Here is a 23454-nt window from a genome sequence, read left to right as displayed (position 1 = left end):
TCCGGGCCGCTGACCCGACGCTCGCAGTGCGCGAGGGCCGTTCCCACGGGCCGCGGCGATCTGTGGAGCGGGGCGCCGCCTGTGGACGACGGCTCGCGGCTCAGCCGAAGACGTCGGCGGCGATGCCGAGCACGAGCGGCGCCACACCCAGGCACACGAAGGCCGGCAGGAAGCAGGCGCCCAGCGGCGCGAGGACCCACACCCCGGCCCGTCGCACGGCGGCGTCCGCGCGGCTACGCGCCTCGGCGCGGGTGTCGGCGGCCAGCGCCTGGAGCGCGGGCACCACCGCCGATCCGGACTCCCCCGCCCGGACCAGCACCCGGCCCAACCCGGCCAGCTCCCCGGGGACGTCGGACCACGCCCGCCGTGGAGGCGCACCCAGCCGGTACAGCCCGGCCACCTCGTCCAAGGCCGGGCCCAGCGGAGCCGGCAGCGCGGCGGCGACCGCGGCCAGGGCGCCGGTCACGGGGAGGCCGGCGGCCAGGCAGGCGGCGAGGAGGTCGCACGCCACCGGGAGGTCGCCGGTGAGCGCCGGCCCGTCCCGCGGGTCCTGCTCCGCCCCACGGCGCAGCAGGCGCTCGACGGCGAAGGCCACCAGCAGCCCCGCGGCCAGTCCCGGGAGGCCGCCCACGAGCAGGCCGGCGGCCACTCCGGTCCCACCGGCCAGCAGCCAGCCGCGGCGGGGATCGGCAGCGGGGCGGGGTGGCGGCGCCGCCCGGTCACGGGTCAGCGCCCGCACCCGGGCCGCCACGCCCGCGCGCCGGGACGAGGCGACGAGCAGTGCGGCCGCGAGCAGTGCCGCGACGGTCGCGGTCACCGGACCGCCCGGCGCACGAGACGGGCCGACCACATCAGCCCGGCGCCCTCCAGCGCCACACCCAGGACGAGCAGCACCTGCCCGGTGGAGGTGGCGGTGAGCACCCGCCAGGGGTCGGCGCCGATGCCGCTGCCCATGCCGAGGGCGAGCAGGGGCAGGCCGGCCAGGAGGGTGGCGCTGGCACGGGGGCCGGCGGTGGCCGACCGCAGGTCCTGCCGCCGGCGGTGGCGGGCGCGCAGGTCGTCCTCGACCGCACCGAGGACCGCTGCGAGGGAGCACCCCGTGTGCCGGCTCAGGACCGTTGCCGCCGACACCCGCTGCAACGCCTGCTCGACCTCCGTGCCGGCCCGCGCCGCGCGCCCGGCGTCCCCCGGGCCCACCACCGCCCGGGCCAGCGCCTGCCCGCTGTCCTCGTCGACGCAGGCGTCCACGGCCGCCGCGGTGGCCTGGGTCAGCGACCGGCCGCTGCGCAACTCGGCAGCCAGAGCGGCCAGCGCCTCCGCCAGTGCGGTCAGCCGCGCGTCCTCCCGGACGCCGGCGCGGCGGCGGTCCACCGCCGGCGCGGCGAGCGTCGCGACCAGCCCTGCCAGGACCGCGACCAGCGGGGTGCTCAGCACCGCCGCGACGGCGGCGGCCGCGCCGCCGCACAGGACCGGCCGGGGGAGAGACGCCACGCCGGGCGTGAGCCGCGCCCGGCGGCCGGTGGCCACGGCCAGCCGCGACCGGCGCAGCGCGGCGCTGCCCGGCCACAGCAGCAGGGCGGCGGCCAACAGCAGCGGACCGGTCACCGCACGGGCCCCAGGAGCTCCTCCAGCCGCCCCGCGCCGGGGCACGGCCCGCCGTCGGCGCGCCAGCCCGCCTCGACGACGACGAGGTCACCGGCCCGGTGCACCACGCCGATCTCGTCCACGCGCCGCCCCGAGGGCGTCCGGCGCAGGTGCACCACCGCGGCGAGCGCGGCCGCCGTCTGACTGTGCACCGCCAGCCGGTCGAGGCCGGCGGCGACGCCGAGGGCCTCCAGCCGGGCCGGCACCTCCGCGGGTCGGTTCGCGTGGAGGGTGCCGCAGCCGCCCTCGTGACCGGTGTTGAGCGCGGCGAGCAGATCGGTGACCTCGGCGCCGCGCACCTCCCCGACCACGAGGCGGTCCGGGCGCATCCGCAGCGCCTGCCGGACGAGGTCGCGCAGGGTCACCTCCCCGACCGCCTCCACGTTCGGGGGCCGCGTGGCCAACCGGACGACGTGCGGGTGGGCCGGCCGCAGTTCGGGCGCGTCCTCGCAGAGGACCAGGCGCTCACCGGGTGGGACCAGGCCGAGCAGCCCCGCCAACAGGGTCGTCTTCCCCGACCCCGTGCCACCGGTGACCAGGAACGCCGACCTCCGATCGATGAGGGCACGCAGCAGGTCACCGGACGCCCCGGGGAAGGTGCCGCGGTGGACCAGGTCGGTGAAGGTCAGCGACGCCCGACGCAGCACCCGCAGCGACAGGCAGGTGCCCGTGCCGGACACCGGTGGCAGCACCGCGTGCAGCCGTGTGCCGTCGGGCAGGCCGACGTCCACCCAGGGGGCGGCGTCGTCGAGCCGGCGGCCCGCCGCGGCCGCGAGGCGGACGGCCAGCCGGCGCACGGCGTCCTCGTCGGGGAACCGCACCGCGGACCGCTCCAGCCCGCCGCCCCTGTCCACCCAGACCTCGTCGGGGCCGTTGACGAGCACGTCGGTGACCCCGGGCGCCCGGAGGAGGGGCTCGAGCGGGCCGGCTCCCGCCAACTCGTCCACCGCCTCCCGGACCGCGCGCAGCACGTCGTCGTCGCCGAGCAGGCCACCGGACTCCTCCCGCACCAGGGCGGCGACCGTGGCCCGTGTCGGCGCCTCGGGCGCCAGCGCGAGCCGGACCCGGACCCGGTCGACCAGTGCTCCCCCGCTCACGCCGCGACCCCCGCCACACGCGGGACCTCGGCCAGCACCCGTCGGGCCAGGGCGCCGAGCGGCGAGCGTGCCGTCACCAGGGGTGGCTGCCCGCGCTCACCCCGCGGCACGACGCTGCGGTCGAGGGCCAGCTCGGCCAGGAGCGGCCGGCCCACGACGTCGGCGACCTCGTGCGCCGACAGCCCACCCGCCACGCGCCGTACCACCGGGCGGCCCGCCGACCAGGGTGACGGGCGCCCGCCGGGACCGTGCTCGACGAGCAGACGCGCCGCCGACGCCGCCCGCAGCCGGGCCGGCACGACGAGCACCGCCAGGTCCGCCTCGGCCAACAGCAGCTCCGCCGTCTCCGGCCCCGCGCCCCGCGCGAGGTCGACCACCACCGGCCACCCTCCGGCACGGGCCGCCTCCACGACCGCCGCGAGCGCCTCGGCCGGGACCTCGCCGGGCGCCTCCCGCGAGGCCGCCAGCACCGCCACCCCGTCGACCTCCGGGAGGGCCGCCATGAGGGCGTCGCCGGCCACCCGGCCCCGGAGCCCGGCGAGCTCGGGCCACCGCAGGCCCTCGGCCCGCTCGGCCCCGAGCAACAGGTCGACCCCGGCGCCCCAGGCGTCGGCGTCGACCAGGAGCGCGCCGTCGGCGTCCGCCGCCACGGTGAGCGCCAGCGCGGCGGCGACCGTGCTGGCGCCCGCACCCCCACAGGCTCCTCCGACCGCGACCAGGGGACCCCGGTCGACCGGCCGGCTCAGGGCCGACGCCACCCGGGACAGCAGCCAGCCCTCGTCGGCGGGCAGCACCGCCACCCGCTCGGCCCCCAGCTCCACCGCCGCGGCCCAGGTGGCGGCCGGCGGCTCGTCGGGAGCCGCGACCACGACGCCGGGACGGCGGGGCAGGGCCCGCACGGGACCGGCCTGGAGCACGTCGGCGCCCAGCACGACCAGCGGCGCCTCGCGGTGCGCGCGCCGCAGCGCCGGCCCGCCGGTGGCGACCTCCGGTTCGGCGCCCGCGGCGGCCAGCAGCCGGAGCAGGTCGTCGAGGAGGTCCTCGTCGGAGCTGACGAGGAGGGGACGGGCGGGCATGGACCGGGGCGCAGGCACGCGCCGAGCCCAGCGGGGGGACGCGGGGTGCGGGAGGGGCGGACGGGATCTGTGGATGACCCGAAAGGGTGTGGACGGCGTGCGACCCCCGTCACCGTCGGCGGGTCCACTTACAGTCGTGAACCGTGACCCGCGCAGCGGCGTTCTTCGACCTGGACAAGACGGTCATCGCCAAGTCGAGCACCCTGGCCTTCGGCCGGCCCTTCTTCCAGGGCGGGCTGATCAACCGCCGGGCCGTGCTCAAGGGTGCCTACGCCCAGTTCGTCTTCTCCCTCTCGGGCGCCGACGCCCAGCAGATGGAGCGCATGCGGGCCCAGATCACCCAGATGTGCACCGGCTGGGACGTCGCCACCGTGCACGAGATCGTCCGGGAGACGATCCACGAGATCGTCGACCCGCTGGTCTACGCCGAGGCCGCGGACCTGATCGAGGAGCACCGGGCGGCCGGCCGGGAGATCGTCATCGTCTCCAGCAGCGGTGCCGAGATGGTGGAGCCGATCGGGCAGATGCTCGGCGCCGACCGGGTGGTGGCGACCCGGATGGTGACCGTCGACGGCCGCTACACCGGCGAGATCGACTTCTACGCGTACGGCGAGAACAAGGCGGTCGCGGTCCGGGAGGTCGCCGCCGAGAACGGCTACGACCTCGCCGACTGCTACGCCTACAGCGACTCGATCACCGACCTGCCGATGCTGTCGGAGGTCGGTCACCCCACCGCGGTGAACCCCGACCGTGCGCTGCGCAGGGCGGCAGCCGAGCGTGGGTGGCCAGTGCTGGAGTTCACCCGCCCGGTGTCCATGCGGTCGCGCTTCCCGGTGCCCACGGCACCGGTGGTGACCGGCGCGGCCATGGGCGTGGGCGCCGCGGTGGTCGGGCTGGCCTGGTACGCCCGACGCCGTGCGCTGCGCGAGACCAGCGTCGTCCGGTCGGCGCCCGCTCCCCTGCCGGGCCGCCGGCGCCGTCGCGGCGCCTGACGGACGACCCCGTCCTCCGCGGGCTCAGGGTCCGACGGGGGACGGGGCCGCCGCGAGCTGCTGGACGGGGCCGCGGCGGGACCCTGCAGGGGGCCGGCCCGACGCCGGGGTCAGAACGGCAGCCGTTCCCGCACCCGCTCGAGCAGCGTGTGCGCCGCCGACACCGGCGAGAACGCCCGCGCCGCCGCGGTCAGCGCGGCCTGCTCGTCGGGCCGGAGGGTGACCTCCGCGGCCGCGGCATTGGCCTCGACCTGGGCGACGCTCGACGCGCCGGGGATCACCACGACCCGGGGCAGGGCGATCAGCCACGCCAGCGCGATCTGCGCCGGCGCGACGTCGTGGGCCGCGGCGACCTCCCGGAGGACGCCGAGCAGCGGCTCGGCCCGGCGCAGGTTCTCGGTCCCGAACAGCGGGTTGGTCGTCCGCACGCCCCCGGGCCGGTTCTCCACGCCGTACCGGCCCCCGAGCAGCCCCTGCGCCAGCGGGCTGTAGGCCATCACCATCCGCCTCTCCCGCTCGGCGAACGGGACCAGGTCCTCGAGCGCACCGGGGGCGGCCAGGGAGAAGTGCACCTGGTTGCTGACCACCGGGCAGCCGAGCGCCGCGTCGGCCGCCTGCCACCGCTCCAGCGAGTAGTTGGAGACGCCGACGGCGCCGATGCGGCCGGCGTCGAGCAGCTCCCGCATCCCCGGCATGATCACCGAGTCGGGGACCAGCGGGTTGGGCTGGTGCACCTGGTAGAGCGGTACCCGGTGCAGCCCCAGCCGGCGGGCACTGCCCGCGAGCCGGTTGCGGACCACCGGCGGGAACGGGGCGACCGGGAAGACCTTCGTCGCCACGACGACCCCGGCCCGCTCCGCGCCGAGCGCGTCGCCGAGGATGCGCTCGCTGCGGCCGAAGCCGTAGATCTCCGCGGTGTCGAACAGCGTGATCCCCAGCTCGCGGGCGCGCCGGACGATCGCCGCGGCCTCACCGGAGGCGTAGGCGTCGCCGTACCCCCACTCGCGCGAGCCGAACTGCCAGGTCCCGAGGCCGACGCGGCTGACCGCACCGAGCCCGTCCACGTCGAGGGTCCGCACGTCGCCCAGTCTGCCCGTCCCGGCACGGGCGGCGCTCCGGGACCGACGCCCACGGCCCGGACGCCGGAGCCGGGGGCCTCACGACCGTCGTCGCGGCCGGGCGCCACAGGGCCACGGCGCCCGGCGGCGGTGCCCGACGGCCGGACGACGGTGCCGTGGGCGTCAGCCCCGCAGCAGGCTCTCGGCGATCGCCAGCCCCTCCAGGGCCCCGTGCTCGGTGGCGCGGCAGCAGTGCACCAGCCAGGCGGCCACGCCCTCGGGCTGCCCCGAGGCGTAGCCGGCCACGGCCCGGGCGTACTCGTCGCGGCCCAGCTCGACGAAGCCGACCTCGGGCACCGACACCGCCTTGGGGTCCAGGCCACGGGTGATTCCGGTCAGCCGGGCGGCGGCGCGGGCCACCACGCCGTCGGCGATCCCGAACGGGGCCAGCGCCGCCAGCTCCCCGTGCACCACGGCGGCGACCAGGACCGCCGGCACCGTGGAGGTGCCGGTCACCAGCCCGAACAGGCCGCCCAGGCGGGGGCCGGCGTGCGGCGCCGGCCGGCCCAGCCGGGCCCGGTCGGCCAGGTCGGCGGCGGCCAGCACGTGCAGCCGGGCGAGCACCTGTCCCGGTGCGCGCTCCCAGGTGTCCTGCAGCGAGCCGAGCGCGACGGAGGTCCGCAGCGAGCCCTGCACCACCGAGTCCTGCACCTGGCCGGCGCGCAGGTCGGCCAAGGGGATGTCGACCCCCTCCAGCGCGGCCGAGGCGCGGGCGCCGCGCAGCGCCGACTCGGTGCTGATCTCGGCCGACCGGTTGCGCATGAGCCGGTGCCGCAACAGCCGGTCGACGGCCGCGCGGGCGCCGTCGGCGGCGTCCTGCACGCCAGGCAGCTCCAGCAACGGGGCCAGCGGGTCGGGCGCCCCCGCTGCGGCTCGAGGGGCGCCGGGGCGGGCGGCGCCCGGGCGGACGGGGACGGTCACGAGGTCCTCCTGTCTGACGCTCGTCGGTCCCGTGACCAACGGTGCTGGGTCGGTGGGCGGTCCGGCACACCTGCCCACGCGGACGACGGTACGAGGGAGCGTCCGGGGTCCCGCGGTCGCCTGGCTACGCTGCCTCCCACCATGGCCCAGCCGTTGACCCTCCTCCTCGTGCGCCACGGGCAGAGCGAGTGGAACGCCGCCGGACTGATGCAGGGTCAGACGGCGCACGTGCCGCTCACCGAGCTCGGGCACGTCCAGGCGGCCGCAGCAGCACGGGAGCTGGCCGGCCTGCGGCCCGGTGCCCTCGTCTCCAGCGACCTGCGCCGTGCGGTCCAGACGGCCGAGCACTGCGCCGGCGCGACCGGCCTGCCCTTCACCACCACCCCCGCGCTGCGCGAGCAGGGCTACGGCGTGCTGGAGGGCCGTCCGTCGCGCGAGCTGTGGGACGTCGTCGACTGGACCGACCCGCACTGGGCCCCCGAGGGTGGGGAGAGCCTCGGCGAGCTGCACGCGCGGGTCGGCGCGTTCCTCAAGCACCTCGCCGCGGAGCCGCCCGCGGAGGTCATCGCGCTGGTCACGCACGGCGACACGATCCGGGCCGCGCAGGCGGTCGCCGCGGGACTCGGGGCCGACGCGCTGCCGTCGACCACCCCGCACAACGGCACGGTGACCCGGCTCGAGCTGCTGCTGTGAGCCGGTCGCACGCGCCCCGGGGGCGACGGACGTGAGCAGGGTGCTGGTGCTGGGCGGAGCGCGGTCGGGGAAGTCCGCCCATGCCGAGAGCCTGGTCGCCGGGGCGGAGGCCGTGACCTACCTGGCCACCTCCCCACCGGTCCCGGACGACCCCGAGTGGCAGCAGCGGGTGGCCGCCCACCGGGCCCGGCGCCCGGCCGGCTGGACGACGGTCGAGACCACGGCCCCCAGCGACCTGCTGCGGCGTGGGTGGGTGCTGGTGGACAGCGTCACCACCTGGGTGGCTGCCCTCATGGACGAGACCGGCGTCTGGACCGACGAGCCCGGTGCCGCCGGACGGCTGGCGGCACGCTGCGACGCGCTGGTCGACGCCTGGGCGATGACGCCGGCGCACGTGGTGGCCGTCTCCGACGAGGTGGGCCTGGGTGTGGTGCCCGAGACGCGGTCGGGCCGGCTGTTCCGCGACACCCTCGGTGCGGTCAACCAGCGCCTGGCCGGCACCGCCGACGAGGTCTGGTTCGTCGTGGCCGGCCTGCCGCAGCGGCTCCGGTGAGCCGGCCGGCGTCCCGGCGGAGCGACGTCCCGAGACCCCGGTGGAGCGGGCCGTGCGAGTCACTCGCGCTGCTCACCGTCGTCCGGGTGCCGGCGCGCGCGGCGTCGGGTACGGGCGGGGTGCTGCCCTGGGCGCCCCTGGTGGGCCTGCTCCTGGGCGGGGTGGCGACCGCGGTGGCGGTCGCCGGCACCCGGCTGGTCTCGCCGCTCGCGGGAGCGGTGCTGGCGGTCGCCGTCCTGGCCGCGCTCACCCGCGGCCTGCACCTGGACGGGCTGGCCGACACCGCCGACGGGCTGGGACCCCTGCGCGGGCGGGAGCGTGCACTGCAGGTCATGCGCCAGGGGGACGTCGGGCCCTTCGGCGTCGTCACGCTGCTGCTCACCGTGCTGCTGCAGGTCGCCGCCGCCGCCGCGCTGCTGAGCACCGACCACGGCTGGGCGGCGCTCTGGACGGCCGTCCTGTCCGCGCGGCTGGCGATGACGCGCACCGGCCTGCCCGGCGTCCCGGCGGCCGAGGGGTCCTCCCTCGGGCGGGCGGTCACCGGCACCGTCTCGCGACGGTGGTGGGCGGGCGTCCTGCTGCTGTCGGCGGGCACCGTCGCGGCGGGCGCGGCCGGCGAGTGGGCGCTCGCCGCTGCCCTGGCCGGCAGCGCGCTGGCCGGCCTGGCCGCGGCCGAACTCCTCCTGCGCCGGGCGCTCACCCGACTGGGCGGCGTCACCGGCGACGTCATGGGTGCGATGGCGGAGGTGACGGCCGCAGTCACCCTGCTGGTGGCCGCGGCCGTCGTCCCCTGACCGTCAGTGACGGCCCAGCAGACCACCCATCAGCCTGCTGAGCCCGCCGGAGGCGGCGGTGGTCGGCCGGCCGCGGCCGGCCGTCCGGCCCATGCCGCGACCGGTCGCCGCGCGGCCCATCCCACGACCGGCGGCCCCGCGGCCGACGGCCCCACGTCCGGTCGCCCGCCCCCCGCGAGCGGCGGTGCGCGCAGTGTTCTCTGCCGTGCCCATCAGTCGTCCGAGGATGCTCATGCAGGTGGGGTACCCCGAACGGCGCCGTCGATGCACGCCTCAGCCCGCGGCGCCCTGCTGGGCCGCGGTCTCGCCCCCCTCCAGGTCCCCCTCCGTGTCGAGGTAGGCCTGCTGCAGCTCGGCCAGCAGCGCGGGGTCCGGCTCCGCCCACAGCTGCCGGTCGGCGGCCTCCAGGAGCCGCTCGGCGATGCCGTGCAGCGCCCACGGGTTGGCCTGCTCGAGGAACGCGCGGTTCTCCGGGTCCAGCACGTAGGCCTGCGTGAGCTGCTCGTACATCCAGTCCGCGACCACACCGGTCGTGGCGTCGTAGCCGAACAGGTAGTCGACGGTCGCGGCGAGCTCGAAGGCGCCCTTGTAGCCGTGCCGGCGCATCGCGGCCAGCCACCGGGGGTTCACCACCCGGGCGCGGAAGACCCGCGCGGTCTCCTCGGTCAGCGACCGCGTGCGCACCGACTCCGGCCGGGTGGAGTCGCCGATGTAGGCGGCCGGCGCCCGGCCGGTGAGCGCGCGGACGGTCGCCACCATCCCGCCGTGGTACTGGAAGTAGTCGTCGGAGTCGGCGATGTCGTGCTCGCGGGTGTCCACGTTCTTCGCCGCCACCGCGATCCGCCGGTAGGCCGACTCCATGTCCGGCCGGGCGGCGACGCCGTCCAGCCCGCGGCCGTAGGCGTAGCCGCCCCACACCGCGTAGACCTCGGCGAGATCGGCGTCCCCCCGCCAGTCCCGCGAGTCGATCAGCGGCAGCAGCCCGGCCCCGTAGGCACCGGGCTTCGAGCCGAACACCCGGGTCGTCGCCCGACGGCGGTCGCCGTGCGCGGCGACGTCGGCGTCCACGTGCGCCCGCACGAAGTTGTCCGACGGGGACTCGTCCAGGCCCGCCACCAGGGTCACCGCGTCGTCCAGCATGGTGACCACGTGCGGGAAGGCGTCCCGGAAGAAGCCCGAGATCCGGACGGTGACGTCGATCCGCGGTCGGCCCAGCTCCTCCAGCGCGACCGGCTCCAGCCCGGTCACCCGCCGCGACGCGTCGTCCCACACCGGGCGGACGCCGAGCAGCGCCAGCACCTCGCCGACGTCGTCCCCGGAGGTGCGCATCGCCGACGTGCCCCACACCGACAGTCCGACCGAGCGTGGCCACGACCCCGTGTCGGCGCGGTACCGCTCGACCAGTGACTCGGCCATCGCCTGCCCGGTCTCCCAGGCCAGCCGCGAGGGGATCGCCCGCGGGTCGACGGAGTAGAAGTTGCGGCCGGTCGGCAGCACGTTGACCAGCCCGCGCAGCGGCGACCCCGACGGCCCGGCCGGGACGTACCCGCCGTCGAGGGCGTGCAGGACGGCGTCGAGCTCGTCGGTGGTGCGCTCCAGCCGGGGCACGACCTCGTCGACGGCGAACCGGAGCACGGCCTCGACGTCGGGGGACGGCCCGCCGAGCACGGAGGTCACCACCGACGGCACCGCGGACGACGTCCACCCGGCCGCCTCCATGCCGGACACCAGCGCCGCGGCCCGCGCCTCGACCGCGTCGGTCTCGGTGCGGGAGGCGCCCTCGGCCAGGCCCAGCGCCTCCCGCAGCCCGGGCAGGGCCACCGCGCCGCCCCAGATCTGCCGGGCCCGCAGCACCGCCAGCACCAGGTCGACCCGGTCCTGACCTGCCGGCGGACTGCCGAGCACGTGCAGGCCGTCGCGGATCTGCGAGTCCTTGATCTCACAGAGCCAGCCGTCGACGTGCAGGATCAGCTCGTCGAACTCGGCGTCGTGCGGCCGGTCGGCCAGCCCGAGATCGTGGTCGAGGCGGGCGGCCTGGATCAGCGTCCAGATCTGCGCCCGGACGGCGGGCAGCTTCGCGGGGTCCATCGCGGCGACGTTGGCGTGCTCGTCGAGCAGCTGCTCCAGCCGCGCGATGTCGCCGTAGGTCTCGGCGCGGGCCATCGGCGGCACCAGGTGGTCGACCAGGGTGGCGTGCGCCCGCCGCTTGGCCTGCGAGCCCTCCCCCGGGTCGTTGACCAGGAACGGGTAGACCAGCGGGAGGTCCCCGATCGCGGCGTCCGGCGCGCACGAGGCCGACAGGCCGACCGTCTTGCCCGGCAGCCACTCCAGGTTGCCGTGCTTGCCGACGTGCACGAGCGCGTGCGCACCGAAGACCGAGCGCAACCACCAGTAGGCGGCCAGGTAGTGGTGCGACGGCGGGAGGTCGGGGTCGTGGTAGATCGCGATCGGGTTCTCCCCGAAGCCGCGCGGCGGCTGGACCATCACCACGACGTTGCCCGCCCGCAGCGCGGCGAAGACGATCTCGTCCCCGTCCACGAACAGCGCGCCCGGCGGCTCCCCCCAGTGCTCGACCACCGCCGTCTGCAGATCTGCCGGCAACGTCTCGAAGAAGGCGCGGTAGTCCGGGGCGGGGATGCGCACCGGGTTGCCCGACAGCTGCTCGGCGGTCAGCCAGTCGGCGTCCTGCCCGCCGGCGGCGATCAGCGCGTGCACCAGCGCGTCGCCGTCCAGGTCGGCCACGCCGGGCAGCGCGCCGGGGCCGTCGAACGGGCCGACGTCGTAGCCGGCGCCGGACAGCGCGGCCAGCAGGCGGACGACGGACGCCGGGGTGTCCAGCCCGACGGCGTTGCCGATCCGCGCGTGCTTGGTCGGGTAGGCCGACAGCATCACCACGACCCGCCGGTGCGCGGGCGGCACCGACCGCAGCCGCGCGTGGGCCACCGCCGTCCCGGCCACCCGGGCCGCCCGCTCGGGGTCGGCGACGTAGCTGGTCAGGCCGTCGGCGTCGGTCTCCTTGAAGGAGAACGGCACGCTGATCAGCCGGCCGTCGAACTCGGGGATGGCCACCTGGTTGCCGACGTCGAGCGGCGAGAGCCCGTCGTCGTCGGCCAGCCACTCGTCGCGGGAGCGGGTCAGGCACAGGCCCTGCAGCACCGGCACGTCGAGCGAGGCCAGCGCGCCGACGTCCCACGCGCCGTCGTCCCCGCCGGCCTGCGCGGTGGCCGGCCGCGAGCCACCCGCGGCGAGCACCGTGACGACCAGCGCGTCGGCGGCGCGCAGCGTCTCCAGCAGCTCCGGGTCCACCGAGCGCAGGCTGGAGGTGAAGACCGGCAGCGCGCGGCCGCCGGCGTCCTCGATCGCGGTGCACAGCGCCTCGACGAAGCCGGTGTTCCCGGCCAGGTGGTGGGCCCGGTAGTAGAGGACGGCGACGGTCGGCCCGTCACCGGCGCGGGACCGCTGGAGGACCCCCCAGTCCGGCGCGACCGACGGCGCCTCGAACCCCTCGCCGGTGAGCAGCACGGTGTCGGAGAGGAAGCGGTGCAGCTGGGCGAGGTTGTCCGGGCCGCCCTGCGCGAGGTAGCCGTGCGCCTCGGTGGCCACACCCATGGGGACGGTGGACAGCTCCATCAGCTCGGCGTCGGGCAGCTGTTCCCCACCGAGGACGACCACCGGTGCGGGGCCGGCCAGCAGCGGCGCCAGCAGCTCCTCGAACTGGCGGCGCACGCCCAGCAGCCGGACGACGACCAGCTCCGCGCCCTCGACGAGGGCCGCGACCCCCGCGGCGTCGAGGCGGGCGGGGTTGCCCAGCCGCCAGCCGGCGTCGCTCGCGCGGGCCGAGAGCAGGTCGGTGTCGCTGGTGGAGAGCAGGGTGAACACTGGGGCGCGCTTCCTCACTCGGGGTCCGCGCCCCGGGTCGTCGGGCACGGGAAGCGCCGAGTGTCTGGCTTCCCCGAGGGGTTCACAGTGGCGGGACCGCGCCGGAATCGCACCGGCTTCCTCGCTGCGCTTGCCGTGGTGCCCGCACGCTACCGGGCCGGGCGGGGGCTCTCCGGGTCGAGGCCGAGGGCGGCGCACACCGCGGGCGCGCAGGCGGAGGTGCCGCTCGGGGCGCGGCTCAGCAGCCCCCGCCGCCGTCCCCGCCGCCCCCGCAGTCGCCGCCGCCGCCGCCGAAGGCCGCGTAGCCCCCGAAGCCGCCGGCGACGTACCCGCCGCCGCGGCCGTCGGAGAACGGGACGGGTGCCCGCTCCCGCCGGGGGACGGGCGGGAGCGCGGGGCGCGGCGGGTCGAAGACCACGGCGCGCAGGTCCGGGTCGGTCATGGCACCGGGTCCCGACAGCGCCACGAGCAGGGCCTCGGTCCCGCCGCCCACCAGGTGGGGCGGGAGGTCGCGGCGGACCGCACGCAGCGCACGTCGCCCGGCCCGGGTGCGGGTCGGCTCCCAGGCCCGGCGTCGCGCCGACGGGTCCCCGGCGCCCCGCGCGAGCAGTCCCGCCTCCTCCAGCCGGCTCCCGACCCCGGCGAGCCGTGCGTCACTGCGCACCCGCCAGTAGACGCCCTCGACGGTCCGCCGGCCGCGGTCGCCGACGGCGTCCAGCACGGCGGCCTCCACCGCGTGCCGGGGGCGGGCGGCGACGACGTGCAGCTCCCCCGTGGGCCGGCCGGCCCGGACCCGGCCGCTGTCGACGAGGGCGACGACGGCGGTTTCGACGACCCGGCGCGGCCCACCGGCCAGCCAGGCGATCGCGTACAGGTCCAGGTCGACGGCGGCGGTGCGGATCCCGGTCATGTCGGCGTCCTCTCGCGAGGTGCGGCGGCCACGCCGGCCGCGGGGGAGACGGTCGCACGGGATGCTGGGAGCGGCCAGTGGTCGCCCGCGCGACCGGGGCCGCGGGCACGACCGCCCGCGGCCCGGTCAGGCCGGGACGGTCACTCGGCGCCGAGCGCGTCGGCCATCCGGTGGTGCGCCACGGCCTCGTCGCCGCGGCTCTGCCGCTCCAGCGTGCGGGCCAGCGCCCGGCGGGCCCAGCCGTTGGCCGGCGCCGCCTCGACCAGCCGGGTCAGCGTCTCCTCGGCGCGGCCGAGCTGCGCCGAGCCGAAGTAGGCCCGCGCCAGCAGTTCGAGCGCCGCCTGGTTGCCCGGCTCCGCCTCGACGACGGGCCCCAGCACCTTGGCCGCCTCGATCGGCTGCCCCATGGAGAGGAACAGGTCGGCGCGGAGGAACTCGGAGTGCAGGTCGATCTCGAACGGACGGCTCATGCCCGGGGGAACGGCGCGGACCCCGCGGCCCTTCCCGCGGTCCCGACCGGGCGGCGGGAAATCGGCACGGACCGCATCCAGGAGCGCACCGGAGGCGAACAATGGGCATCGTCCCGCCTCTCCTGGGAGCTCCCCATGGCACTGCGACTGCACCTCCCGCACCGCACGGCCCACACGACGGAGGACCACCCGAGCCCGGGCGCCCGCGTGTTCGCCGTGCAACGCACCGGCGCCGTCCTCGTGGCGCTGTTCCTCCTGGTCTTCGGCCTCCTCGGCTACGCCGGGGGCCTGGACTTCTTCTCCACCGACGGTCAGCGCATCCTCGGCCTGTCGTCCAACGGCTTGCTGTCGACCATCTCGGTGGTCGTGGCCGTCGTCCTGCTCGTCGCCGCGGCCCGCAGCCCCCGGACCGCCTCGACGGTGATGATCGTCATCGGTGTCCTGTTCCTGCTCTCCGGCCTGCTGAACCTGGCGGTGCTGCGGACGTCGTTCAACATCCTGGCGTTCGAGTTCCGCAACGTCGTCTTCTCCTTCGTCGCCGGCCTGCTCCTGCTGGTGCTGGGCGCCTACGGCCGGATCGGCGGGCACCTGCCCGACGACAGCCCCTACGCCCACCCCCGGCCGGCCGACGAGTACGTCGACGAGAACCCCTCCACGCCCGAGGAGTTCGCCGCCGAGCGGGCGATGCGCGACGCCGAGGTCGCCGTCGTCCAGCACACCGCCACCGCCGACCAGCGGCGCCGGGTCGAGGCGATGGCCCGGGTGCACTCGCGGGCCGAGCGCCGGCAGGTGTGGATGTCCTTCGACGCGGGCGGCCGCACACTCGGCTGAGGAGCCCGGGCGCGGCGGGCCGTACCCTCGCCAGCGCCATGACCGCCGCCCCCGCCGTCCGCCTCCGGGACGACGCCTGTCCCGGAGCGCTGCAGACCCACGCCGCCGCCGACGGCGCGCTGGCCCGGGTGCGGGTCCCCGGCGGCCTGCTCACCGCCGCCCAGGTGCGGGTGCTGGCCGACGCCGCCCGGGAGCTGGGCGACGGCGCGCTCGAGCTGACCAGCCGGGGCAACGTGCAGCTGCGCGGGCTGGCCGACGGCGCCGCTGCCGACCTGGGGCGCCGGCTGGCGGTGGCGGGCCTGCTGCCCAGCGCCACCCACGAGCGGGTCCGCAACGTGCTGGCGAGCGTCCTCACCGGCCGCGCCGGCGGGCACGTCGACGTCCGCCCGTGGGTCGCGGCGCTGGACGCCGGGCTCTGCGCCGAGCCGGCGTCCGCCGCGCTGCCCGGCCGCTTCCTCGCCACGCTGGACGACGGCCGCGGCGACGTCGCCGGCCTCGGCGGTGACGTCGGCCTGCTCGCCCTCGGGCCCGGCGAGGCCGCCCTCACCCTCGCCGGCGCCGACAGCGGCCTGCGGGCCGGCCCCGCGGACGCCGTCGCACTCGCGCTGACCGCCGTCCGCGCCTTCCTCGACGAGCGCGCCGCCCAGGGCGGCACCGCATGGCGGCTGGCCGAGCTCGACGACGGCCCGGCTCGGGTGACCCGGCGGGTCACGACCGCGGTGGACCGGTCGCGGGGGCCGGAGGCTCCCCGACCGGGACACGGGCAGCGGCTCCCCGCCGGCGGGGAACGGCACCTGGTCGCGGGGTCGTCCGGAGGACGACGGAGTTGTGGTGCGGTGACCCAGGACGACGGCCGGGTCGCGCTGGTCGGCGTCGTCCCGCTCGGGCGGCTCGGCGCCGACCAGGCCGACCTGCTCGCCCGGCTCGCGGACGAGGTGCAGCTGACCCCGTGGCGCAGCGTCGTCGTCCCGGACCTCGCCGAGGACGCCGTCGACGACGCCGCCGTCGCCCTGCACCGGACCGGCATGGTCTTCGACGCCGACAGCCCGTGGACCCGGGTGACCGCGTGCGCCGGGCGTCCCGGGTGCGCGAAGTCGCTGGCCGACGTCCGGGCCGACGCCGCCCGCGCCGTGGCCACCGGCACGCTGCCCGCCGGCGGCGCCCGGCAGCACTGGGCCGGCTGCGAGCGCCGCTGCGGCCGCCCGCGGGGCGAGGCGGTCGACGTGGTGGCGACAGGGACCGGATACCGGATCGGGAAGGCCTGATGTACGAGTACGAGAAGGACGGCGCGGAGATCTACCGGCGCTCGTTCGCCACCATCCGCGCCGAGGCCGACCTCTCCGGCCTGCCCGAGGACGTCGCCCGCGTGGCGGTGCGGATGGTCCACGCCTGCGGGCAGGTGGACCTCGTGGCCGACCTCGCCTGGTCACCCGACGTCGTGGTCCGGGCGCGGGAGGCGCTGGACGCCGGGGCGCCGGTGCTGTGCGACGCGCGGATGGTGGCCTCGGGGATCACCCGCGCCCGGCTGCCGAAGCACAACGACGTCGTCTGCACCCTCGGCGACCCGCGCACGCCCGGGCTCGCCGCCGACCTGGGGACGACCCGCACGGCGGCGGCGCTGGAGCTGTGGCGCGACCGCCTCGACGGCGCCGTCGTGGCGATCGGCAACGCCCCGACCGCCCTGTTCCACCTGCTGGAGATGGTCGCTGCGGGCGCGCCCCGGCCGGCCGCCGTCCTCGGGATCCCGGTCGGCTTCGTCGGCGCCGCGGAGTCGAAGGAGGCGCTGGCGGACAGCGACCTGGCGCACCTGGTCGTCCGCGGCCGCCGCGGCGGCAGCGCGATCACCGCGGCGGCGGTCAACGCGATCGCGAGCGACGCCGAGTGAGCGGACGGCTCTACGGCGTCGGGCTGGGGCCCGGCGACCCGGAACTGGTCACCGTCAAGGCCGCCCGGCTGATCGGCACCGCCGACGTCGTCGCCTTCCACGCCGCCCAGCACGGCCGCTCGGTCGCCCGTGCGCTGGCCGCGCCCTACCTGCGCGAGGGCCAGGTGGAGGAGCTGCTGGTGTACCCGGTGACCACCGAGACCACCGACCACCCCGGCGGCTACCAGGGCGCCATCGACGAGTTCTACGAGGCGGCCGCGGCGCGCCTGGCCGCGCACCTGGACGCCGGCCGGGACGTCGTCGTCCTCGCCGAGGGGGACCCGTTCTTCTACGGCTCCTACATGCACATGCACAAGCGGCTGGCGCACCGCTACCCGACCGAGGTCGTCCCGGGGGTGACCAGCGTCAGCGGGGCCGCCGCGGCCGTCGGGCGGCCGCTGGTGGAGCGCGACGAGGTGCTCACCGTGCTGCCCGGGACGCTGCCGGCCGACGAGCTCGCCGAGTGGCTGGCCACCACCGACTCGGCCGCGGTGCTCAAGCTCGGCCGCACGTTCCCGCAGGTGCGGGAGGCGTTCGACCGGGCCGGGGTGCTCGAGCGGGCCCTCTACGTCGAGCGGGCCAGCACCCCCCGCGAGCGCACCCTCCCGCTGGCCGACGTCGACCCCGCGACCGTCCCCTACTTCTCCCTCGCCCTGCTCCCCAGCGCCCTGACCGGGCCACTGCCGGGCGCCGAGCAGCACGACGAGACGGCACCGCGCACCGGTGAGGTGGTCGTGGTGGGCCTGGGCCCGGGCCGCCGCTCGTGGACCACGCCGGAGGCCGTCGAGGCGCTGGCCGCCGCCGACGACCTCGTGGGCTACGGCCCCTACCTGGACCGGGTGCCGGTCAACCCGCGGCAGACGCGGTACCCCAGCGACAACCGGGTGGAGGCCGAGCGGGCCGCGCACGCCCTCACCCTCGCCCGGCAGGGACGACGGGTCGCGGTCGTCTCCAGCGGCGACCCGGGGGTGTTCGCGATGGCGGCCGCGGTGCTGGAGGTGGCCGGCCGCCCGGAGTTCGCGGGCGTGCCGGTGCGGGTGCTCCCCGGCCTGACCGCCGCCCAGGCCGTGGCCGCGCGGGTCGGCGCGCCGCTGGGGGCCGACTTCTGCGTGCTGAGCCTCTCCGACGTCCGCAAGCCGTGGGACGTCGTCGTCGACCGGCTGCGCCACGCCGCGGCCGCCGACCTGGTGATCGCGCTGTACAACCCCCGGTCGAGGGCCCGCCCGCACCAGCTCGGCGAGGCGCGCGAGGTGCTGCTGCAGACCCGAGCGCCCGAGACCGTGGTCGTGGTGGGCCGCGACGTCGGCGGGCCGGAGGAACGCGTCACCGTCACGACCCTCGGCGAGCTCGACCCCGAGACGGTGGACATGCGCTGCCTGGTGCTCGTCGGCTCCTCGCAGACCCGCGTCGGGCCCGGCGGCGTCGTCTACAGCCCGCGCACCCACCCCGCGGCCGGGAGCTGAGCCTTCCGCGGGCGGGAAGGCGCGCGTGACACTCAGTGCCACCGACTGGCAGCATGTCGCCGGACGTGGCGGGCGTCACCGGTTCGCCGGGGCCCGTCGGCCGCTGGAGACCGAGCGCGGGAGGACCCCATGGCGAGCACGAAGGACTGGTTCGAGACCGTCGAGGAGGCCCAGCACCGCGCGAGGAAGCGGCTGCCGCGGTCGGTGTACATGGCGCTGGTCGCCGGCACCGAGAAGGGGCTGACGGCCAACGACAACGTCGCCGCCTTCGACGAGATCACCTGGCGGCCGCACGTGGCCGGCCTGTCGGCCAAGCGCGAGCTGGCGACGACGGTCATGGGCCAGGAGGTGTCCATGCCCGTGCTCATCTCCCCCACCGGCGTGCAGGCGGTGCACCCCGACGGTGAGGTCGCCGTCGCCCGCGCCGCCAAGGCGCAGGACGTCGCGATGGGGCTGTCCTCCTTCGCCAGCAAGCCGGTGGAGGAGGTCGGCGCGGCCACCGACAAGCTCCTGTTCCAGATGTACTGGGTCGGCTCCCGCGAGACGATCCTCGCCCGCGCCGAGCGCGCCCGCGCCGCCGGCGCCAAGGGCCTGATCATGACGCTGGACTGGTCCTTCGCCTCCCGCCGTGACTGGGGCAGCCCGCCGATCCCCGAGAAGATCGACGTCAGGAACGCCCTGAAGTTCGCCCCCGAGGTGCTGCGCAAGCCGCGCTGGCTGGCCACCTACCTGCGCACCGGCTCGATCCCCGAGCTCAGCGTGCCGAACCTCGCCCTCGACGGGCAGGAGCCGCCGAACTTCTTCGGCGCGTACGGCGAGTGGATGGGCACCCCGCTGCCGACCTGGGAGGACGTCGCCTGGCTGCGTGAGCAGTGGGGCGGGCCGTTCATGCTCAAGGGCATCACCCGGGTCGACGACGCCCGCCGCGCGGTCGACGCCGGCGTCAGCGCCATCTCCGTCTCCACCCACGGCGGTAACAACCTCGACGGCACCCCGGGCGCCATCCGCTCGCTGCCGGCCGTCGCCGAGGCCGTCGGCGACCAGGTCGAGGTCCTGATGGACGGCGGCGTGCGCCGCGGCGGCGACGTCGTCCGGGCGATGGCGCTGGGCGCCAAGGCCGTGATGATCGGGCGTGCCTACCTGTGGGGCATGGCCGCGGGCGGTGAGCGCGGCGTCCAGAACGTGCTGTCGATCATCCGGCAGGGCATCGACGAGGCGCTGCTGGGGCTGGGCAGGTCGTCGGTGCACGATCTCACCCGCGACGACGTCGTCCTGCCGCCGGGCTTCACCCGCAGCTGAGACGCACGACCCGCCGGGCGGCGGGAATGCGGCTCCGGCGGGAGGGCTTGCCCAGTTGCGTGCCCTCCCGCCGCCTGCCCCGGCCAGCTGCCTTCTGGACCGCCGCGACGCTGCTGGTCCTGGTCCTCGCGGCCTCGGGGGTGCCCTCGCCGCTGTACCGCGTCTACCAGGAGCGGTTCGGGTTCTCCGCCGGCGTGCTGACGACCGTCTTCGGCATCTACGCGATCGCCCTGCTGGCCGCGCTGCTCGTCGCGGGCCGGCTGTCCGACCACGTCGGCCGCCGTCCGGTCATCGCCGCCGGGCTGCTGCTCCAGGTCCTGGCCGGCGTGCTGTTCCTCGTGGCGGACGGCGTGGGCTGGCTGCTGGCCGCCCGCGTGGTGCAGGGGCTCTCCGTCGGCGTGCTGACCGGAACGCTCGGCGCGATGCTGCTGGACCTGCAGCGCCGCGACCGGCCGCTGGCCGCGATGCTCAACGCCGCGTCCCCGACGGTCGGCCTGTCCCTCGGCGCGGTCAGCGCCGGGGTGCTCGTCGAGTACGCCCCCGAGCCGACCCGCTGGGTCTTCGCCCCGCTGGCCGTCGCGTTCCTCGTCGCCACGGCGGTGGTCGCCGTCCTGCCGGAGACCTCGCCGCGGACGCCCGGTGCGCTCGCCTCGCTGCGTCCGCAGGTACGGGTCCCCCGCGCGCACCGGCCCGCCTTCCTCGTGGCCCTTCCCTGCCTGGTGGCCATGTGGGCGCTCGGCGGGCTGTACCTCTCCCTCGGCCCCTCGCTGGCGGTCGGGGTCTTCGGCGTCGACGACCACCTCGTCGGCAGCCTGCTCATCCTCGCCATGCAGGGCACCGGTGCGATCGGCTCGATCACGATGTGGCGGGTCCGCCCGCACCGGTCGATGCTCGGCGGCGCCCTGCTGTTCGTGCTCGGCGTCAGCACCGCCATCGCCGCGCTGGGCACCGGCTCACTGCTGCTGTTCTTCGCCGCCTCGGTGATCTCCGGCTTCGGCTTCGGCTCGGCCTTCCTCGGCGCCATGGGCACCATCACCGCCGGCGTCGCGCCGGGTGACCGCGCGGGCCTGCTCTCCAGCGTCTACGTCGTGGGCTACCTCGCGTTCAGCGTGCCGGCGATCGTCGCGGGCCTCGCCGCCGGGGAGGTGGGGCTGCGGCCGACCGCCGAGGTCTACGGCGCGGTGCTCGTCGTCCTGGCCCTGACCGCGGTGGCCGGCCTGCTGCGCCGGCGCCGCGCCGAGCGCCGGGTCGCCGCCGTGGAGCGTCCGGAGCCCGTCGCCGCCTGAATGCCGCCGTGCACATCCGCGGACGTGCACGGGGTCGTCAGCGGCGGACGGCGGCGACGAAGCCGAGCACGCGTCCGCGCAGCTCCGCCGCCCGCTCCGCGACCACCTCGGCCGGGTCCCGGTCCTGCAGCCACGGCGGGATCTCCGTCCGGACCCGCTGCGAGCAGGCGAGGTCGGCGCAGATGTAGGTGCCCACGGTGTTGCCGTTGCGCCCGGCCTCACCCACCCGCCGGGCGGTGAACAGCGAGACGGCGTCCCCGGTCTGCGCCGTCTGGCAGAGCAGGCACATGGCCGTCGTCCGGCTCGACATCCGGGTGTCGGCGGCGCGGACGGCGATGCCCAGCGGCCCGTCGTCGACCTCGAGGACGAGGTAGCCGCGCAGCGGCGCCTTCGGGTCGCGCCAGCCCAGCACCTCGAGCTCCGCCCAGTCGAGGTCGGGGAAGCCCAGGGGCAGGGCCAGGCCGCCGGCCTCCCCGCGTGAGCAGTTCACGAACGAGCGCCGTACCTGCCGCTCGGTCAGCGCCTGCACCGTTCCTGCTCCTCACGTCGTGGGACTGCCGGCGGACATCGTGCGTGACGACCGCCGGGTGGTCAGCCGATTTTCCGGTCCAGCGCCGTCAGCACCTCCGCCGGGGTGCCCACCACGACGGCGGCGCCGGCCGCCTCGAGCTCGCCGTCCTCCCCCGGGCCCCAGCCCGCGCCGATGCAGGGGAGCCCGTGAGCCGCGGCGCCCAGCACGTCGTGGGCCCGGTCGCCGACCAGCACCGGGTCGCGGCCGCCGGGGTGGGCGGCCAGCGCCGCGGCCACCACCTGGTCCTTGTGCCGGACGGCGCCGTCGAGGGTGGCCCCGTGCACGCTCGCGAACGCCGGCAGCAGCCCGGTGTGCTCCAGCACCCGGACGGCGAACAGCTCGGGCTTGGTGGTCGCCACCGCGAGCGTCGCGCCCCGGGCGGTCAGCTCCGCCAGCAGCTCCGGGACGCCGGCGTGGACGGTGACGTCGAGCAGCGCGCCGGCGGTGTAGTGCGCCCGGTAGGCGGCCACCGCCCGCGGGACGTCCTCCGGCGGAACGCCCAGGACGAGCGCGAAGCCGTCCTGCAGGGGTGGTCCGACCATCGCGCGCAGCTGCGCGGGCGTCGGCTCGGGCCGGCCGACCGCGGCCGCGGCGGCCCGCAGCGACGCGGAGATGCCCGGGGCGGAGTCGACCAGCGTGCCGTCGAGGTCGAACAGGACCAGGCGGTTCACAGGGAACCCCCAGGTCCGGGGACTGGTGTCGCCCGAGCGTGGCTGCTGCAATCTTCAAACACCCCGCCCGTCCGCGCCCGACCACCGGAGGACCCGATGACCCGGACCCGTGAGCACGCCGTCGCCACGTCCACGTCCACGTCCACGTCCACCGTCCGGCCGGTCCAGGCCGCGGCCGTGCTGTCGGTGCTCGTGCTGCTCTGGCAGTTCTTCTCCGCCGGCCGGCTCATGAGCGGCGCGGTCGGTGACGACGGGCACGGGGCGGGTGCGATCGCCCTGCACGTGACCACCGGCCTCCTCCTCCTGGCGACCGCGCTCCACGGCCGCCGCACCCGCGTGTGGTGGCCGGCGGCGCTGACCGGCGTCACCTTCCTGCTCACCTTCCTGCAGGCCTGGCTGGGCAGCCACGGACAGATCGCCGCACACGTCCCGGTCGCCCTGGTCGTGACCATCGGCATCGTCTGGGTGACCGCCTGGGCGTTCTGGCCCGCCAACGTCTGAGCCGCGGACTCAGCGGGCCAGGACCCACGCCAGCGCCTCCTCCACCGTCGCCACGAGCGGTACGCCCGAGGGCACCGGCGGACGGCGGACGACGACCACCGGCAGGCCCAGCTCGCGGGCCGCGGTGAGCTTCGCCGCGGTCATCCCCCCACCGCTGTCCTTGGTGACGAGCACCTCGACGTCGTGCCGGCGCATCAGGGTGCGTTCCTCCTCGACCGTGAACGGGCCCCGGGCCAGCACCACGGTGACCCGTCCCGGCAGCGGAGGCGACGGCGGCTCCACCGCCCGGACCAGGCAGCGGCCGGACAGCCCGGCGAAGGCGGCCAGCCCCTGCCGGCCCGTGGTGAGGAAGACCGAGCCGTACCGCGCCACGGCCGCCGCGGCCTGGTCCAGGGACTCCACCCAGCGCCAGTCGTCGCCGGGCCCCGCCGTCCAGCCGGGGCGCTGCAGCCGCAGCAGCGGCGTGCCCGTGGCCGCGGCCGCGGCCGCGGCGTGCGCGGTCATCGTGGCGGCGAAGGGATGGGTCGCGTCGACGACCGCGGCCACGCCGGCCAGGGCCGCGGCCAGGCCGTCCGCGCCGCCGAAGCCACCGATCCGCACCTCCCCCGGCGGCAGTCGCGGATCGGCCACCCGTCCGGCCAGCGAGCTGAGCACCTCGACCCCCTCGGCGACGAGGCGCTCGGCCAGCCACCGGGCCTCGCCGGTGCCGCCGAGCACGAGCACCCGTCCGGTCACGCCGACCACGTGTGCATGCTGATCCG

Annotated in this window: 23 protein-coding genes and 1 riboswitch; of the genes, 11 read left to right on the top strand and 12 right to left on the bottom strand. The window is 77.0% G+C overall.

Annotated elements, in window-relative coordinates:
- Positions 1-100: 100 nt before the first annotated feature.
- Genes ACI78V_RS03425 through ssd form a run of 4 tightly spaced genes read right to left on the bottom strand, consistent with a single transcriptional unit; the run spans position 101 to position 3817 of the window.
- Entirely contained in the window at positions 101-817 is a 717-nt protein-coding gene (locus tag ACI78V_RS03425; RefSeq protein WP_456848930.1) for a type II secretion system F family protein, read from the bottom strand.
- Complete coding sequence (locus ACI78V_RS03420) at positions 814-1605, bottom strand: type II secretion system F family protein (protein WP_456848928.1); 792 nt, start codon at positions 1603-1605, stop codon at positions 814-816. Before ACI78V_RS03420 ends, ACI78V_RS03425 begins: the two co-directional genes overlap by 4 nt.
- Complete coding sequence (locus tag ACI78V_RS03415) at positions 1602-2741, bottom strand: TadA family conjugal transfer-associated ATPase (RefSeq protein ID WP_456848926.1); 1140 nt, start codon at positions 2739-2741, stop codon at positions 1602-1604. The genes ACI78V_RS03420 and ACI78V_RS03415 overlap by 4 nt, the downstream gene beginning before the upstream one ends.
- Positions 2738-3817, bottom strand: coding sequence for a septum site-determining protein Ssd (gene ssd, locus ACI78V_RS03410; protein WP_456848924.1), 1080 nt, complete (start codon positions 3815-3817; stop codon positions 2738-2740). Before ssd ends, ACI78V_RS03415 begins: the two co-directional genes overlap by 4 nt.
- 143 nt (positions 3818-3960) lie before the next feature.
- Here ssd and ACI78V_RS03405 point away from each other — a divergent pair, with 143 nt between their 5' ends.
- The gene (locus ACI78V_RS03405; RefSeq protein ID WP_456848922.1) at positions 3961-4809 is read left to right on the top strand and encodes an HAD family hydrolase; all 849 of its coding nucleotides are present in this window, start codon (positions 3961-3963) and stop codon (positions 4807-4809) included.
- 110 nt (positions 4810-4919) lie between these two features.
- Here the strand turns inward: ACI78V_RS03405 and ACI78V_RS03400 are convergent, their stop codons facing one another.
- The gene (locus tag ACI78V_RS03400) at positions 4920-5888 is read right to left on the bottom strand and encodes an aldo/keto reductase (protein WP_456848920.1); all 969 of its coding nucleotides are present in this window, start codon (positions 5886-5888) and stop codon (positions 4920-4922) included.
- 162 nt (positions 5889-6050) lie between these two features.
- Positions 6051-6848 carry an oxidoreductase gene (locus ACI78V_RS03395; protein ID WP_456848918.1) on the bottom strand — a complete coding sequence of 266 codons (798 nt, stop codon included), beginning with the start codon at positions 6846-6848 and terminating at the stop codon, positions 6051-6053.
- Between the two features lie 141 nt (positions 6849-6989).
- Here ACI78V_RS03395 and ACI78V_RS03390 point away from each other — a divergent pair, with 141 nt between their 5' ends.
- The 3 genes from ACI78V_RS03390 to ACI78V_RS03380 all read left to right on the top strand — a co-directional run bounded on the left by ACI78V_RS03390 (position 6990) and on the right by ACI78V_RS03380 (position 8888).
- Positions 6990-7541 carry a histidine phosphatase family protein gene (locus tag ACI78V_RS03390; RefSeq protein WP_456848916.1) on the top strand — a complete coding sequence of 184 codons (552 nt, stop codon included), beginning with the start codon at positions 6990-6992 and terminating at the stop codon, positions 7539-7541.
- Between the two features lie 31 nt (positions 7542-7572).
- Entirely contained in the window at positions 7573-8094 is a 522-nt protein-coding gene (gene cobU, locus ACI78V_RS03385; RefSeq protein WP_456848914.1) for a bifunctional adenosylcobinamide kinase/adenosylcobinamide-phosphate guanylyltransferase, read from the top strand.
- 86 nt (positions 8095-8180) lie between these two features.
- Positions 8181-8888: an adenosylcobinamide-GDP ribazoletransferase gene (locus ACI78V_RS03380; protein ID WP_456848912.1), complete on the top strand. Its 708-nt coding sequence runs from the start codon at positions 8181-8183 to the stop codon at positions 8886-8888.
- 273 nt (positions 8889-9161) lie between these two features.
- Here ACI78V_RS03380 and cobN read toward each other — a convergent pair whose 3' ends face one another.
- The 3 genes from cobN to ACI78V_RS03365 form a co-directional block, all read right to left on the bottom strand.
- Entirely contained in the window at positions 9162-12767 is a 3606-nt protein-coding gene (cobN, locus tag ACI78V_RS03375; protein ID WP_456848910.1) for a cobaltochelatase subunit CobN, read from the bottom strand.
- A gap of 57 nt (positions 12768-12824) precedes the next feature.
- A riboswitch (cobalamin riboswitch) is annotated at positions 12825-12914 on the bottom strand.
- Between the two features lie 91 nt (positions 12915-13005).
- The gene (locus ACI78V_RS03370) at positions 13006-13677 is read right to left on the bottom strand and encodes a TIGR04222 domain-containing membrane protein (RefSeq protein ID WP_456848908.1); all 672 of its coding nucleotides are present in this window, start codon (positions 13675-13677) and stop codon (positions 13006-13008) included.
- 140 nt (positions 13678-13817) lie between these two features.
- Positions 13818-14147, bottom strand: coding sequence for a tetratricopeptide repeat protein (locus ACI78V_RS03365; RefSeq protein ID WP_456848906.1), 330 nt, complete (start codon positions 14145-14147; stop codon positions 13818-13820).
- Positions 14148-14282: 135 nt separating this feature from the next.
- Between ACI78V_RS03365 and ACI78V_RS03360 the strand changes: the two genes are divergently transcribed.
- The 6 genes from ACI78V_RS03360 (at position 14283) to ACI78V_RS03335 (ending at position 20950) form a co-directional block, all read left to right on the top strand.
- Complete coding sequence (locus ACI78V_RS03360; protein ID WP_456848904.1) at positions 14283-14978, top strand: DUF4383 domain-containing protein; 696 nt, start codon at positions 14283-14285, stop codon at positions 14976-14978.
- 38 nt (positions 14979-15016) lie between these two features.
- Complete coding sequence (gene cobG, locus ACI78V_RS03355; RefSeq protein ID WP_456848902.1) at positions 15017-16243, top strand: precorrin-3B synthase; 1227 nt, start codon at positions 15017-15019, stop codon at positions 16241-16243.
- Complete coding sequence (locus ACI78V_RS03350) at positions 16243-16863, top strand: precorrin-8X methylmutase (RefSeq protein WP_456848900.1); 621 nt, start codon at positions 16243-16245, stop codon at positions 16861-16863. Before cobG ends, ACI78V_RS03350 begins: the two co-directional genes overlap by 1 nt.
- A complete protein-coding gene (locus ACI78V_RS03345; protein ID WP_456848898.1) occupies positions 16860-18365 on the top strand; it encodes a precorrin-2 C(20)-methyltransferase in 1506 nt (501 codons plus the stop codon). The genes ACI78V_RS03350 and ACI78V_RS03345 overlap by 4 nt, the downstream gene beginning before the upstream one ends.
- 129 nt (positions 18366-18494) lie before the next feature.
- The gene (gene mftD / locus ACI78V_RS03340) at positions 18495-19664 is read left to right on the top strand and encodes a pre-mycofactocin synthase MftD (protein WP_456848897.1); all 1170 of its coding nucleotides are present in this window, start codon (positions 18495-18497) and stop codon (positions 19662-19664) included.
- A gap of 59 nt (positions 19665-19723) precedes the next feature.
- A complete protein-coding gene (locus tag ACI78V_RS03335) occupies positions 19724-20950 on the top strand; it encodes an MFS transporter (RefSeq protein WP_456848895.1) in 1227 nt (408 codons plus the stop codon).
- A gap of 37 nt (positions 20951-20987) precedes the next feature.
- Here ACI78V_RS03335 and ACI78V_RS03330 read toward each other — a convergent pair whose 3' ends face one another.
- Together ACI78V_RS03330 and ACI78V_RS03325 are read right to left on the bottom strand one after the other, a co-directional pair.
- Positions 20988-21479, bottom strand: a complete 492-nt coding sequence (locus tag ACI78V_RS03330; protein WP_456848893.1) for an FBP domain-containing protein — start codon at positions 21477-21479, stop codon at positions 20988-20990.
- Positions 21480-21541: 62 nt separating this feature from the next.
- Positions 21542-22192: an HAD hydrolase-like protein gene (locus tag ACI78V_RS03325; RefSeq protein WP_456848891.1), complete on the bottom strand. Its 651-nt coding sequence runs from the start codon at positions 22190-22192 to the stop codon at positions 21542-21544.
- A 96-nt stretch (positions 22193-22288) separates the two neighbouring features.
- Between ACI78V_RS03325 and ACI78V_RS03320 the strand changes: the two genes are divergently transcribed.
- Entirely contained in the window at positions 22289-22693 is a 405-nt protein-coding gene (locus tag ACI78V_RS03320) for a hypothetical protein (RefSeq protein WP_456848889.1), read from the top strand.
- Positions 22694-22702: 9 nt separating this feature from the next.
- On the opposite strand, the gene ACI78V_RS03315 is transcribed toward ACI78V_RS03320, so the two are convergent.
- A complete protein-coding gene (locus tag ACI78V_RS03315; protein WP_456848887.1) occupies positions 22703-23437 on the bottom strand; it encodes a cobalt-precorrin-6A reductase in 735 nt (244 codons plus the stop codon).
- Positions 23438-23454: the final 17 nt, after the last annotated feature.

The sequence above is a fragment of the Geodermatophilus sp. SYSU D00742 genome (genome assembly GCF_054049935.1).
This window is presented reverse-complemented; position numbering and strand designations above follow the sequence as displayed.

Coding starts and splice junctions, on each gene's coding strand:
- ssd (WP_456848924.1), bottom strand. CDS start 3,817: ATGCCCGCCCGTCCCCTCCTCGTCAGCTCCGACGAGGACCTCCTCGAC.
- ACI78V_RS03390 (WP_456848916.1), top strand. CDS start 6,990: ATGGCCCAGCCGTTGACCCTCCTCCTCGTGCGCCACGGGCAGAGCGAG.
- ACI78V_RS03370 (WP_456848908.1), bottom strand. CDS start 13,677: ATGACCGGGATCCGCACCGCCGCCGTCGACCTGGACCTGTACGCGATC.
- ACI78V_RS03365 (WP_456848906.1), bottom strand. CDS start 14,147: ATGAGCCGTCCGTTCGAGATCGACCTGCACTCCGAGTTCCTCCGCGCC.
- ACI78V_RS03360 (WP_456848904.1), top strand. CDS start 14,283: ATGGCACTGCGACTGCACCTCCCGCACCGCACGGCCCACACGACGGAG.
- cobG (WP_456848902.1), top strand. CDS start 15,017: ATGACCGCCGCCCCCGCCGTCCGCCTCCGGGACGACGCCTGTCCCGGA.
- ACI78V_RS03350 (WP_456848900.1), top strand. CDS start 16,243: ATGTACGAGTACGAGAAGGACGGCGCGGAGATCTACCGGCGCTCGTTC.
- mftD (WP_456848897.1), top strand. CDS start 18,495: ATGGCGAGCACGAAGGACTGGTTCGAGACCGTCGAGGAGGCCCAGCAC.
- ACI78V_RS03320 (WP_456848889.1), top strand. CDS start 22,289: ATGACCCGGACCCGTGAGCACGCCGTCGCCACGTCCACGTCCACGTCC.